General features: G+C 69.1%; 8 protein-coding genes, 1 tRNA gene and 1 other RNA gene. 4 read left to right on the forward strand and 6 right to left on the reverse strand.

Translation table 11 applies throughout. The annotated features are described in order from the left end of the window. Positions 1-47 precede the first annotated feature (47 nt). The 3 genes from CWT12_RS12940 to ffs form a co-directional block, all read right to left on the reverse strand. Positions 48-1,958, reverse strand: a complete 1,911-nt coding sequence (locus tag CWT12_RS12940; RefSeq protein ID WP_161925143.1) for a DNA polymerase III subunit gamma and tau — start codon at positions 1,956-1,958, stop codon at positions 48-50. A gap of 113 nt (positions 1,959-2,071) precedes the next feature. Next, positions 2,072-2,728, reverse strand: coding sequence for a hypothetical protein (locus CWT12_RS12945; protein ID WP_161925144.1), 657 nt, complete (start codon positions 2,726-2,728; stop codon positions 2,072-2,074). Between the two features lie 164 nt (positions 2,729-2,892). Next, positions 2,893-2,987, reverse strand: an RNA gene (gene ffs / locus CWT12_RS12950) — signal recognition particle sRNA small type. Positions 2,988-3,160: 173 nt separating this feature from the next. On the opposite strand from ffs, the gene CWT12_RS12955 reads away from it, so the two are divergent. From CWT12_RS12955 to CWT12_RS12965, 3 genes are all read left to right on the forward strand, one after another. Further along, positions 3,161-3,248, forward strand: a tRNA-Ser gene (locus CWT12_RS12955). 146 nt (positions 3,249-3,394) lie between these two features. Beyond that, positions 3,395-3,619, forward strand: a complete 225-nt coding sequence (locus tag CWT12_RS12960) for a hypothetical protein (protein WP_161925145.1) — start codon at positions 3,395-3,397, stop codon at positions 3,617-3,619. A gap of 527 nt (positions 3,620-4,146) precedes the next feature. Beyond that, positions 4,147-5,214, forward strand: coding sequence for a hypothetical protein (locus tag CWT12_RS12965; protein WP_161925146.1), 1,068 nt, complete (start codon positions 4,147-4,149; stop codon positions 5,212-5,214). A gap of 83 nt (positions 5,215-5,297) precedes the next feature. On the opposite strand, the gene CWT12_RS12970 is transcribed toward CWT12_RS12965, so the two are convergent. Continuing rightward, a complete protein-coding gene (locus CWT12_RS12970) occupies positions 5,298-5,708 on the reverse strand; it encodes a type II toxin-antitoxin system death-on-curing family toxin (RefSeq protein ID WP_161925147.1) in 411 nt (136 codons plus the stop codon). Continuing rightward, positions 5,705-6,184, reverse strand: a complete 480-nt coding sequence (locus CWT12_RS12975; protein WP_161925148.1) for a Panacea domain-containing protein — start codon at positions 6,182-6,184, stop codon at positions 5,705-5,707. The genes CWT12_RS12970 and CWT12_RS12975 overlap by 4 nt, the downstream gene beginning before the upstream one ends. A 1,339-nt stretch (positions 6,185-7,523) precedes the next feature. Between CWT12_RS12975 and CWT12_RS12980 the strand changes: the two genes are divergently transcribed. Further along, positions 7,524-8,186 (forward strand): septum formation family protein, encoded by a 663-nt coding sequence (locus CWT12_RS12980; protein WP_161925149.1) that lies wholly within the window; start codon positions 7,524-7,526, stop codon positions 8,184-8,186. Between the two features lie 101 nt (positions 8,187-8,287). Here the strand turns inward: CWT12_RS12980 and CWT12_RS12985 are convergent, their stop codons facing one another. After that, entirely contained in the window at positions 8,288-13,330 is a 5,043-nt protein-coding gene (locus tag CWT12_RS12985; protein WP_237564424.1) for an acyl-CoA dehydratase activase-related protein, read from the reverse strand. Between the last annotated feature and the right edge of the window lie 175 nt (positions 13,331-13,505).

The raw sequence follows: 13,505 nt of genomic DNA on the forward strand, positions 1-13,505 counted from the left end.
GGCGGCCCGTGCCCGGTTGGCGCCGGACCCACCGGCAGGGGCATGGGCTAACGCCCCCGAGCCACCGGCGTTCCCGCCCTGCCCCGGTCGACCGCCGTACCCGCGGCGGGGCCCAGCCGGGCCCCCACCTCCCGGGGGCCGTCCGCACCACCGGGACCGCCCTGGGGACCGGCCAGCACGGCGTGTACCTCCAGCTCCAGACCCAGTGCCTGGCGGATCGCCTGTGCGAGCACCGGCCCATGGCCTCCGTTCTCGAAGGCGTTGACCAGGCCCTGCCCCGTGAAGATGACCTGGAAGACGCCGCCGCTAATACCACCGGGCTGAGAGTTGGGCCCCACCAGTGCCCAAGTGGCCCGGCGCGAGCGCTTGGCGGCGTCGAGCACCTCCTCCCAGCGGGAGCGGATCATCTCGGCGTCGGCGGCGCCCCCTGCGGGGGCTGATCCCCCCTGTTCCGGGGCGCTAGGCGGGGAATCCTGAGCAGGGGGTCGCGTCGCCATGCTCCCCGGGGCGGCGTCGTGTCCGGGGCGGGCGGGGCGGTCCGGCTCAGGCGCGCCCGTCGGTGCGCCGCCGACCGCCTGGGGCGCAGCGGCTCCGCCTGCCACGCCGGCACCCGCCCGTAACTGGTCAGAGGCCGCAGCGTCATGGTCGCGCGCCGGTGCGGGCGGCCCTTCCCACGCAGTAGCGACGGCGGGCATCCCGGTGGACGCGGCTACCGCCGGGGCCGCAGGCTGCTGCGGTCCGCCACCCCCCGCCGACGGGACCGCGCGCTGCGGCATTGAGGCGCCGCCGCGTACGCCGTCCGACCGCCCGGGAACACCTGCCGCCGGGGCCGCGGACTGCGGGGCTGGCGCCGCAGACTCCGCGGGCAGCAGCAGGCGGGCCATGAGCAGTTCCACCTGCAGCCGGGGGGAGGTGGCACCCACCATCTGGTCCAGGGCCTTGGCGGTGGCGTCCGCAGCCCGGGACAGGCCGGCCGCGCCAATGGTGCGGGCCTGGCCCTCCATGCGGGAGAGCTCGTCGGCGGGCAGAGAGCCGAGGGCGGGCCCGGCCTCACTGCCCGCCAGGGCGATCACCAGCAGGTCCCGCAGTCGCTGCAGCAGATCCTCGACGAAGCGCCGCGGATCGTGCCCGGAGGTGACCACCCGATCCACCACCCGGAACACGCCCGCGCCGTCGGCCGCTGCTACCGCGTCCACGCAGGAGTCCAGCAGGGTGGTGTCCGTGTAGCCGAGCAGCGCGACGGCGCGCTGGTAGTCGACCTCGCCGTCGACGGCGCCGCCGATCAGCTGGTCCATGACCGACAGGGTGTCGCGCACGCTGCCGCCGCCGGCGCGCACCACCAGCGGGAACACGCCCGGCCCGACACCGATCCCCTCCGCCTGGCACAGGCGCCCCAGGTAGTCCTCCAGGATGTCCGGCGGCACGAGCCGGAAGGGGTAGTGGTGGGTGCGGGAGCGGATTGTGCCGATCACCTTGTCCGGCTCGGTGGTGGCGAAGATGAACTTCACGTGCTCGGGCGGCTCCTCGACCAGCTTGAGCAGGGCGTTGAAGCCCTGCGGGGTGACCATGTGGGCCTCGTCGAGGATGAAGATCTTGTAGCGGTCCCGCGCCGGGGCGAAGGAGGCGCGCTCACGCAGGTCGCGCGCGTCGTCGACGCCGTTGTGGCTGGCGGCGTCGATCTCGACGACGTCGAGCGACCCCGGCCCGCCGGTGGCCAGGTCCCGGCAGGAGGGACACTGCCCGCAGGGGGTGTCCGTGGGGAACTGCTCGCAGTTCAGGCAGCGCGCCAGGATGCGGGCGGAGGTGGTTTTGCCGCAGCCGCGCGGGCCAGAGAAGAGGTAGGCGTGGGTGACGCGGTCGGCGCCCAGGGCCGCCATGAGCGGAGCAGTCACGTGCTCCTGCCCGATGACGTCCTGGAAGGTGTCGGGCCGGTAGCGGCGGTAGAGGGCGGTGGTCACGGTCCGACTCTAAACGGGTGCACCGACACGATGCGACGCCTGGCGCATTGCCAATCGCTTAACCGCTGGGGAAGGCAAGTCGCTCCCGCCCGGCGGTGAAGCCCCTGGGGGCGTTACTCGGTGCCGAGCTGCGCGGTGAGCTCGTTGCAGAAGGCGGCGGCCTCGTCAACGGTGATGAAGGTGGAGTATGCCGTGACAACTAACGCGCCGTCGGCGGTCTGCAGGTAGCAGAGGGGATGGTCGCTCCCACTTGGGGTGCCGCACAGGCCGGTGCCGCCGGGCACCGTGTCGTTCAAGTTCTCGATCGCGCCCGCATAATCCATGCCCACTATGAACTCGACACCGATGGCGTTGAAGGCGCCGGCATCTTCATCGAGCTTGTACTCCTCCGCGTCTCCGAGGCTCCCGGTGTGGGTGAAGTCGCCCACCTCCTCGGGCAAGTCCCGGTTGTACATGGCGGAGATCATCGCGCCCTCGGGCGCCGGGGTCGCCGCGCCCGCGGAGTCGGCATCGGCGCCGGCATCGGCCTGCGCAGAATCCGGGGCGTCAGTATCCGCCTCCTCGCCGACGTCCTCGGTTTCAGCGGCCAGCGGCTCCGTCTCCTCGGCGGCTTCGACCGTCTCGGTGACCACCGCATCGGCCGCCGCGTCCGATGACCGGGCGGAGGAGTCGGAGGATCCGCAGGCGGCCAAGGTCACCGCAAGGCTCCCGGCCAAGAGCAGGGAGGCCATACGTCCAATATTGCGTTTCGAGTTCTGTTTAATAGCCATGCCGTAACTGTAGGCCATCCCACAGCGGACTTCCATGGGCAGTACGACCCGCGCGTCACCCGGCGGGGCACACGCCAACGCGTCGGCACAGGCGGATGACGGCGAGGGACCGCGCGCACTGAGGCACAAGAGCAGGCGCACAGGAGAGACGCACATGAGCGGACGTAAAGGACCCCTCGTGCACCCGCCAGAGCCCGCTTACCCTTGCTACCTTCCGGTCCTGGGGGATTCACTGGATGACGCCGCACGAGGGGCCGGGCCTGAGACTACCTGATGATGCCCGGAGGCGGTCAAGTCACCGCCCGGGCCGGTACCACCCACTCCGCAGGTACCACTCGTGACCGATGCCACCACTCCGGGTTGGCGCTAAGGGCACTCGGTCCGATATATTCGCTTCTCGCTACGCGCGGTGAGCAGCCGCGTGCGGCACCTGGAGGATTCGCCTAGTGGCCTATGGCGCACGCTTGGAAAGCGTGTTGGGTGCAAGCCCTCGGGGGTTCGAATCCCCCATCCTCCGCCACCACTTTTCCCCGGAATCACAACGATTCCGGGGATTCTCTTTTCCTCCTGTCAACATCTGCCCACCACCGACGTGACGAGAACCACCACACAGGCGCATGAAAAAGGGCCGCCCCACACCCAACCGTGTGTGGGGCGGCCATCTGCATGTGGCGGCACGCCGCCCGCGGGGACGACGACCACCAGACCCGCTCCGTGGAGGCCCGCATAGACCGGCAAGTAGCGTGCAGGCTCATCACCCCAGGCGCCTACCGGGCAGCCGAGGCCCTGGTGGAGCCACACCTGGGGGCACTCGCCGTCGAACTCGACGTCCCAAGCTGGATCAACCTTGCCTATAGGGAGACGCTGCGTCGTCACAAGATCGTTGCCTGAGGCTGCCTCAAAACCGCGCAGACGAGCTAAACGCAGCGCAAGATAAGAGACGCCATCACTACCTAACCCTCAAGGAAGAGGCAAACATGAAGCCCTCCGGCTGGGGGATCGCACTGCGCGTCCTCGGCGTCCTGTCCGCGCTCCTCGCAGGCCTCTGGGTCATCGGGATCATCGGCGCCATGGCCACCGCCGACTATAGCGCCGGAGACGCCGTAATCGGCTCCCTGATCCTCGTGATCCCACCAATCGTGGTCGCGGTGCTCCTGTTCCTCGGAGCCCGACGAGCGGACAGAAGGGCCGCCGAGCGCGCAGTCCGACAAGCCACTCAACTCGCCGCAGCCCGGCCGACGCCACCGCAACCGGCCCTGCTTCAGCCCCAGCCCCTGTTGCCACAGCCTCTCCCACAACAGCCCCAACCCCAACCGCCGCAACCGACACCACCGCGACCGATTCTGCTGCAGCCACACCCCCACGACGAATCTCAGAAGGCCAAGGCAGCCGAGGATAAAGCCGCGAAGCGATGTCGGATGGAAGCCGAGCGGCAGGCAGCCGAGGAAGAGCAGGAGGCAAAGCGCGCTGAGCGGAAAGCTGCCAGGGCTGCGCGCAGAAAAGAACGCGAAGAGAAACGAGCTGCTGCCGCGGCAGCCGCCCGCGAGCGCGAGCGGGCCGAGCAGGAGCGCAAGGACCGGGAGGGCTACAGCACTGCAAGAGGCGATTGGGTGCCGCCGAAGCCGCTGGGGACGCTCGTGGACCCATGGGCTCCAGGCCAATCGTTGGAGGTTGTGGGGGAGCAGTACCGACAGCGGGCATTCGTGCGCCTACTGGGTCGCAAGCCGGGGTTCGACCAGTACGGCGGCGCCGAAGTCTACGGGGAGGGGATTCTCGTCCCAGATCCGAATAATCCCTACGGTGGGGATGGCGCGGTGGCCGTGTACTTCGGTGGGGAGCACGTCGGATACCTCGCCCAAGAGGACGCCGACAGATACTTTCCGACGTTGGAGAGCATGCATGACAACGGGGTACTCGTGCGGGTTCGGGCGAGGATCTGGGCGAGCCGCCCCTCCGCCGGCGGCGACGTCAACGCCCGCGTGACGCTCGTAGTGCCCGAGCCATCAGGCATGTATCCCTCCAATGACTTCCCCAACGTGCCGTATGCCGTAATCCCGACGGGCAGACGCATCCAAGTGACCAAGGAGGATGAGCACATGGACGTCCTGGCCGGGTATGTGCTCCGCGGCGTCAACGTAGACAACCATGTTGCGGCGTCCCTGCGGTCCATTAACGAGATCCGGCCTCGGTCGTCATACGAATGCGTGCAGGTCGAGATCGACGGGCAGCGCGTCGGAGTACTGACCAAGGGACAATCGGACAAGCTCCTGCCCCTGGTAAGGCACATTGAGCAGCGCGGCTACGTGCCGATCGTAAGGGCCGTGGTCAAGGGCACCAAGCTCAAGGCTGACGTCGTGCTCAACACCGCCGATGCGGAAACCATTGACGAGGACTGGCTCGACGACCTGGGCGAAGCGGTCACCGACGCGAACATTGACAAGATGCCCGCCACCACGCCCCGCCCGGACTTCGACTGGGACGACTAACCCGGCAGCCGCGAAACACGGCTGAGGGGGCCACGCCAGATCTGACGTGGCCCCCTCAGTGTTCGTTGGGTCTGGTGGACTCATTACTGCGAACGTCGAACACTCAGACGGGCCGCGATCCACGACGACACAAAGTCAAGCTCCACATCGCCCTTGACCACAGCTAGAACCAGAGCCTCCGCTTCGGCGTCGTCGGCGCGGATGCTGTACCCGGAGCGTGCCAGGAAGTACACCAGGCACATCCAGGCCGTGCGCTTATTACCGTCGGTGAAGGCATGGGCCTGATTGATCGCGTCCAGAAGCGCGGCGGCGCGCCCGGCTAGCGTTGGGAACAGTACCTCCCCGCCGAACGTATGGAACGGGCGCCCGCAAGCGCTGCGGAGCTTGTCATCACCGATGATCGCGTATCTCGAACCGAATTCGCGCTCGTGGTAACAGAGAGCGAACCGATAGATAGCGTCCGCGGGATCTTCACTCTCGATGTCCTCGCTCACGAGGCCAGACGTTCAAGTAGTCCGGCCCAGCGTTTCTCCTCTGCTTCCATGAAGCCAGCTGGGAGATCGTCCCACCGCGCCTCGTCAGTGACCGTAGCGGTGGTAGTTGCGTTCCCGGGCTTGGAGAAGAACCGCAGCATGGACTCATGCGTGATCTCCGTCCGGCTGGACTCCTCTGGTGCGAGGTCACCACGTGCCTCAACCCAAGGATCGGACTCGTGAGTTAGCTGCATGAGGTCTACGGGGCGATTCTCGTGGTTGTTGGTGACGATGGCTCCGATCAGATGCTTCTGAGCCTCGGTCAAGACGCTCGTGTCAGCGCAGTCAATATCGCTGGTCTCGTACCTGTCGACAAAGTACACAGCCGGGTAGACGGGGCCGTACTGCCAGGCCTGGGGAGTCTCGGGGAAGAGGGGGTTCCCCGTCTGGGCCAGGTAGGAGCCCTGGATGAGGTACAGCAGCTTCTGGAGCTTCATCCGATCAGCACCGGAGTCCTGCGAGCGAATGTACTTGCATACGGCGAGGAGTACAGGAGACGCGGGGGGTAGGACCTGGTAGGACGAACGATCGACTTTGTCATGGTGATTCACCTCATCTCTCAACGCGATGCTGAGCGCCGAGACATTCAACGTCATCGTATGGAGGACCAGCAAGACCTGGCGAGTTTTGTGGCGTACTCCTCGCAAACTCAAGCTTACCAACTCACATCGGAGCCAGAACAGAAGTTCAGCGCCGACGTAGGCAGGATGACCTACTGGGCGAGGGCGAGCATGGTTGGCATAGCGTCGGCGACGGCGCGGCGGCGATCATCCACGAGGCGGCTGTGTGGCGTAGGCCGTGGATGCGTGGGCGCACGTCGAGGGCCTGCCCCTTGGGCAGTGGCTTGACGCCGTCAAGGAGGCTGGTGGGCCGGCGGCGGCTGACGGGGTCCTGGGCGGGGCGGCCGGAGGCGAGGCGGGTCACGGGCGCCCAGACGTGCTGGAAGAACACGTTGTGGCGTACCGGGTTGCCGGACGGGGTGGTGAACAGCAGGTCGGTACGCGAGCGGCCCCGGGCCGTGGCGGTCAGGCGGTAAGGCGGTCTTCACCGGCGGAGCCTGCCCCACCCGCCCGGCGCTGCGCGCCTCACCACCGAGCACGCCCAGCTCCCAAATCGGCCTGCGAGCAACACACCGTGCCCTGTCACGGATTGCACCACTTTCACCGCCGAAGCCCCATGCCCCAAGGCCATAGCCCGCATGAACACTTGCCTCGACGACCCCAAGCCAACTCACCACAGCGGAAAGTGGTGCAATCCGTGACACCTGCGCGCCCGCATCGCGCAGTCAGCACAGGTTCCTAGCCATTTCACAGCGCTGCGGCGGGCCTCCTCCCAGGTGCGGCGGGTTACATGGTTACTGCCGCCGGACGGAACGGGTCACGAGGGAATGGGGAGCCCAGTGACTGGCCCGAGTCCGAGACGGGGCGGGTATATGGGAGCCCGCACCGCGTCGCTCCGGCGAAGGAGGACCGCCCCTCGGGACCGGGAACCCCGAGGGCACCGCGCACCTCGCTGCGGTGGCCTGCGGGCCGTGCATGCTTGCCGGCCCGCAGGCCACCGGCTCGTCTCAGGTCACCCGGGCCTACAAACCCCTTCCCAGTCGGCATTTGACTCCGCCGCCGAGCGCGCGTCCCGGGCTTTCCCCATCCTTTCCGGCCCTAGTCCGGTCCTGACCGCTGCAGTGCCGGGACTCCCGCCGCCTGCGACCGGCCCCCGGGAGATGAGTCACGCCAGTCGTACTGTCCTCGCCGCGCGCGTATGTGTCAGCCTAGAGCCATGCGTTACTCCTTCGCTACACTCGCCGTCCCTGCCGCAATACTGCTCACCCTGGGAGTATCTGCCTGCCAAGGCAGCGCTCCCTCCGGCGCCGCCACACCCACAACGGCGCCATCCGCAACCGCAGTTTCCAGCACAACGGCGGCGCTCCCCGAGGAGGCGCTCACCACCCCTACCGCCCGCACCGTCTCCGCCATGGATATCAAGGTTGGCGACTGCCTGATCTACGGAGACAACTCAACTCCCGCCACCTCAGCGGCGACCGCAGGAGCATCCGGCGCGCCCGGCCCCGCCACTCCCCAGGCGACCGACTCCACTGACACGGCGCCAGGCGGCGGCACCGGGGGGACCGTCGCCAGCGCCAGCCTGGTTGACTGTGCCGCCCCCCACCTGTACGAGGTTTTTGCCGAGGGCGCCATCTCCGCCGACGCGTTTCCCAGTGACGAGCTGATGGAGCAATACATCTCAGACATCTGCTACGACGCCTTCCAGACCTACGTCGGCACCAGCTACGACGACGCCTACTCCCAAGGCCGTTACGCGATCACCTCGCTGCGCCCCACGCAGACCACCTGGGAGCAGGGCGACCGCACCGTGTCCTGCATTCTCACCTCCGTTGACGGCAGCGAGTTAACCGGCTCCGCCCGCGGCGCCGGCAACTGATCGGCAGCTCAGCCACACCAGTGGTCCGCGCCGAGCCGGTGTTTCGCGCCGAGCCGGTGTTTCGCACCGAGCCGGCCAGGAGGCCCCGGGCGGCGTGCCGGCTACGGCCGACCCGCGCGGGTACCGACGCGCTCCGGCGCGGCCACATCCGGTGAAGTGGGCGTACCGTCCGGCACGGGCCCGAGGTCCGCGATCAGGTCCCGGGTGGTGCGGCCATCTCCCGAGGTGTTGTCAATGCCCGTCAGTGGCCGCTCCCGGTGGTCAGCCGCGGCGCCCGGCAGCGGGCCCTGCGCCCGACCGGAACCAACGCCAAGGACGCTTCCCCCGCCCGACGCCGCAGCCGACTCATCCGCTTCCTGTGACCGCTCGCTCCAAGCGCCCACAGCCCGCGCTTCCTCGGCGCGCATCGCCGCGTCCCCAGCCGCATCCTGACGCATCATGAAGGCGGTGGAGATCATCAGCTTGATGCGGTTGAGCTGGTTGACCTCGCTGGCACCCGGGTCATAGTCGATGCCAACGATGTTAGCCTGCGGGTAGCGGCGGCGAATCTCCCGGAACATGCCCTTGCCGACCACGTGGTTGGGCAGGCAGGCGAAGGGCTGGCAGCACACGATATTGGGCGTGCCGTGCTCGATCAGCTCGACCATCTCCGCGGTCAACAGCCAACCCTCACCGGCCTGGTTGCCGAGGCTGAGGATCTCGCTGGCCTTCTCGGCCATTTCCGCGATCGGGGACTCAACGTCGAACTTGCCGCCGGCGGCGGCCAGGGCGGCGCGGGCCGGGGCCTGCACCTGCTCGATGAACCAGACGGCAGCCTTCTTCTGGTAGACGGTGTTGGTCCCGATGCCGTAGGTGTCGGCCTTCCACTGGGCGGTGGTCATGCCGTTGAGGAAGAAGCCCAGCAGCCCAGGGACCACGGCCTCGCAGCCCTCGGCCTCGATGACGTCGACCACGTGGTTGTTGGCGTCCGGCTGGAACTTGACCAGGATCTCCCCCACCACGCCGACGCGCGGTTTGCGGGGCACGTCCGCCAGTTCCAGTGCGTCGAACTCGCGCACCATCTCCCGCAGCAGGCGGCGGTAGCCGATGCGCCCGCCCCAGGTGGCCGAGCGGCCCTTGTGCTCGAAGAACTCGCAGGTGATGGCGTTCCAGCGCTCGTACAGCGCCTGTGCGGAGCCGGGCACCGCCTCGTAGGGCCGCACCCGCAGCAGGCAGGTACTCAGGGTGTCGCCGATGACGACCCCCTGCAGCGCCTTGAAGGCCATGGTGGGGGTGAGCTTGAAGCCGGGGTTCTCCTCGATGCCCTGCAGGGAGACGGCCAGCACCGGAATCTGCGGGTAGCCGGCCTCGCGCAGGCCCTTGCGGAGCATGGCGGCGTAGTTGGTGGCGCGGCACATGCCGCCGGTCTGGGAGATGGCGACCACGCACTTGTCGGGATCGTGGGAGCCGTCCTCGAAGGCGCCGATGAGCTGGCCGATCACCATGATCGCGGGGAAGCAGGCGTCGTTGTTGACGTAGCGCAGCCCCACCTCGAGGTCGGCCTTGCTGGCGGACTCCAGCAGCTCGACCTTGTAGCCCAGGCGCCGCATGAGCGGCACCAGCGGCCGGAAGTGGATCGGGCTCATCTGCGGCATGAGGATGGTGTGCGTCTGGCGCATCTCCTCGGTGAACATCGGGGTGGTGGCGGCCGGCAGGCTCCGCTCGCTGCGGGCCACGCGCCCGGCGAGCGTGTGGTCGCCGTCGTCGGCGGGCGCCGGGTTCTCGCGCAGGGCGGCGCCGTCCTCCTTGCCGACGGCGATGGCGGGCGCGGTGGTGTCGACCTCGACCGGCTGGTCGTCCAGGTCCAGCGCCTGCTCGTCGACGACGGCGTCCGCCGCCTCCTCCCCGACCTCCGCGCCGGCCTCCCGCCGCCGACGGCGCGCCTGGCTGGCGGCGGCGAGCGAGCGCAGGCGGATGGTGGCGGCACCGAGGTTGGAGACCTCGTCGATCTTGAGGGTGGTGTACACCCCGCCCGCGGACTCCAGGATCTCCTGCACCTGGTCGGTGGTGACGGCGTCGACGCCGCAGCCGAAGGAGTTCAGCTGCACCAGTTCCAGGTCGTCGGCCTGGGTGACCAGTTCGGCGGCCCGGTACAGGCGCGAGTGGTAGGCCCACTGGTCGCGCACGCGCAGCTTCGGGGAGACGTTGGCGACGGCGACCGACGCCGTGGGCGCCGGCAGCCCCTCCGCGGTCACGTCGGACCAGTCGGCAGGCGCCTGCGGGTCCTCCTTGTCACGCCCCAGGCCACGGCGGATGGAGGCGACGGCGCGGGACAGCGCACCGCCCGCGACCGCGTGCTCGACGCCGTCGGCAGCGCCGCGCGAGGAGCCGTCGGGGGCAGGCTCAGGCTCGGGCAGGATCGAGTCCTCGGACAGCACCGCCATGCCCAGGGTGTTGATGACGTCGGGGACGCCGTGGTTGATCTCGGGGTCGATGTGGTAGGGGCGGCCAGCCAGCACGATGCCCTTGCGACCGTTCTCGCGCATCCACTCCAGGGTGCGGCGGCCCTCGGCGCGCACGTCGGCCTTGAAGGCGGCGTCCTCGGCAAAGCCCGCGGCGACGGCCTTGCGGGCCTCGGGGAGGGTCACGTCCCAGTCGGCGAAGACCTCCACCAGCCGCTCGGCGAGCTTGGCCGGATCGGCCAGGTTCAGGAAGGGCGCAAGCATGCGCACGCCGTCGGCCCGCTCCCCCTCGGCAGCGGCGGCGCCGTCGGCGTCCTCGCCCTCGCGAATGGCCTCGACGTTGTTGCGGATGACCTCGGGGTAGGTGGCCACGATCGGGCAGTTGTAGTGGTCGTCGGCGCCGTCGACGAGCCCGCGCTCGTAGAAGACGCAGGGGAACCAGATGGTCCTCACGCCCTTGTCGATCAGCGACTGGACGTGACCGTGGGCGAGCTTGGCCGGGTAGCACACGTTCTCGGAGGGGATGGAGTCCATGCCCTTCTCGAACAGCTCGTGGTTGGAGCGGCCCGACAGCATTACGCGGAAGCCCAGCTGGGTGAGGATCGTGAACCACAGCGGGTAGTTCTCGTACATGCCCAGCACCCGGGGCACGCCGATCTCGCCGCGGGTGTCCTGCCCCTGGCGCAGGCGCCGGTAGGCGAAGGTGCGCCGGTACTTGTAGTCGTACAGGTTGGGCATGTCGGACTTGGTCTTGCGGCGCTCCTGGGTGGCGCCGCGCTCGCAGCGGTTGCCGGACACGTGCCGCTGGCCGTCGTTGAAGGTGGTGATGGTCAGCTTGCAGTGGTTCTGGCACAGCTTGCACACCGTGGTCTCGGAGGTGAAGCCGAAGCGGGACAGCTCGGCCAGACTCATGAGCGTGCCGGGGACGCCGTCGTAGGTCTCGTGCGCCGTCAGGGCTGCGCCGAAGCAGCCCATGAGGCCGGCGATGTCCGGGCGTACCACCTCGCGGCCGGTGAGCAGCTCGAAGGCGCGCAGCACGGCGTCGTTGAGGAAGGTCCCGCCCTGCACGCTGATGCGCTCGCCCAGTTGGGAGGCGTCGCGCAGCTTGATGACCTTGTACAGGGCGTTGCGCACCACCGAGTAGGACAGCCCGGCGCTGATGTCGCCGGGGGTGGCGTTCTCCTTCTGGGCCTGCTTGACCGAGGAGTTCATGAACACGGTGCAGCGGCTGCCCAGGTCCACCGGACTGTCCGCAGTGAGTGCCGAGGCGGAGAACTCCTGGATGGACTGGCCCATGGACTGGGCGAAGGTCTGCAGGAAGGAGCCGCAGCCGGCGGAGCAGGCCTCGTTGACGGAGATGGAGTCGATGGCGCCGCCGCGGATGCGCAGGTACTTCATGTCCTGGCCGCCGATGTCGATGACACTGGTGACGCCGGGGTTCAGGTGGGCGGCGGCCCGGTAGTGGGCCATGGTCTCCACGAGCCCCTCGTCAATGCGCAGCGCGGCCTTGACAATGCCCTCGCCGTAGCCGGTGACGCAGGAGCGCACGATGCGCACGTGCTCGGGCATCTCCAGGTGGATGCGGCGCAGGATCTCGACGGCGGCGGTGACGGGATCGCCCTCGTTGCCCGCGTAGTGCTCCCACACGATGCGGTCCTGGGAGTCGATGACGACGGCCTTGATGGTGGTGGAGCCGGCGTCGATACCCAGGAAGCAGTCCTCGTAGCGGGTGGGGACACCGGCGGCCTGGGCGTCGGCGGGCGGGGCGGGCCAGCCGACCCGCTCCACCGTGGCCCGGGCGTGGCGGGCGCGGAAGGCGGCCAGCTCGGCGTCGTCGGCGAACAGGGGGCGCATGCGACTGGCGCCCGTGCCGGCGGCGCGGCGGGAGGCGAGGCGGTCGGCGATCTCGGTCAGCGGCGTCGGCTCCCCCTCCGCCAGGAGGGCGGCGCCGACGGCGACGTAGAGCTGGGCGTCGTCGGGGCAGGTGAAGGAGTCGACCTGGTCGGCCAGGGTGCGTTCGAAGGCCCGGCGCAGCTCGGGCAGGAAGTGCAGCGGACCGCCCAGGAACATGACGTTGCCGCGGATGGGGCGGCCGCAGGCCAGGCCGGCAATGGTCTGGGTGACCACGGCCTGCAGCACGGAGGCGGCCAGGTCCTCGCTCGCGGCGCCCTGGTTGATCAGCGGCTGCAGGTCGGACTTGGCGAACACGCCGCAGCGCGAGGCGATCGGGTAGAGGGTCTGGTACTTGGCGGCCAGCTCGTTCAGGCCGGAGGCGTCCGTGTGCAGCAGTTGCGCCATCTGGTCGATGAAGGCGCCGGTGCCGCCCGCGCAGGTGCCGTTCATGCGCTGCTCGGGGGTGGGGTGCAGGTAGGTGATCTTGGCGTCCTCGCCGCCGAGTTCGATGATGACGTCGGCCTCGGGGTTCTTGGCCTGCACGGTGCGGGTCTCGGCAATGACCTCCTGCACGAAGGACAGCCCCATCAGGTTGGCCAGGCTGAGCCCGGCGCTGCCGGTGACGGCGCCGCGCACGCGCGCGCCCGGGAGGGCGGCGTCGACCTCGGCCAGCAGGCGGGAGACCTCGCCGCGCACGTCGGCGTTGTGGCGGCGGTACTCGGCGAAGACCGGCTCGGGGAAGGGCTCGCCCGCGACCGGCTCGGGCATGAGCACGAGCTTTACGGTGGTGGAGCCGATGTCCAGTCCCATGCGCAGGGTGGCGGCGTGGTTGGAGGCATCGGCGCCGGGGGTCGTTGCCGCGGACGGGGCCCCGGCTGCGGTGACCATGCCGGTGGCGCGCCGGGTGGGGAAGGCGGGCATGCCCAGCGGAATGGCCATCAGGGACGGGGCGGTGCCCGGCTTGGGAGGCTGAGGCATGTCCGCT

The sequence above is a fragment of the Actinomyces sp. 432 genome, assembly GCF_009930875.1.
GTDB lineage: Bacteria > Actinomycetota > Actinomycetes > Actinomycetales > Actinomycetaceae > Actinomyces.

Bases quoted from the DNA above. Each gene is read 5' to 3' on its own strand.
- CWT12_RS12945 (WP_161925144.1), bottom strand. From the start codon at position 2,728: ATGGCTATTAAACAGAACTCGAAACGCAATATTGGACGTATGGCCTCC.
- CWT12_RS12960 (WP_161925145.1), top strand. From the start codon at position 3,395: ATGTGGCGGCACGCCGCCCGCGGGGACGACGACCACCAGACCCGCTCC.
- CWT12_RS12965 (WP_161925146.1), top strand. From the start codon at position 4,147: ATGGAAGCCGAGCGGCAGGCAGCCGAGGAAGAGCAGGAGGCAAAGCGC.
- CWT12_RS12975 (WP_161925148.1), bottom strand. From the start codon at position 6,184: ATGAAGCTCCAGAAGCTGCTGTACCTCATCCAGGGCTCCTACCTGGCC.
- CWT12_RS12980 (WP_161925149.1), top strand. From the start codon at position 7,524: ATGCGTTACTCCTTCGCTACACTCGCCGTCCCTGCCGCAATACTGCTC.
- CWT12_RS12985 (WP_237564424.1), bottom strand. From the start codon at position 13,330: ATGGGACTGGACATCGGCTCCACCACCGTAAAGCTCGTGCTCATGCCC.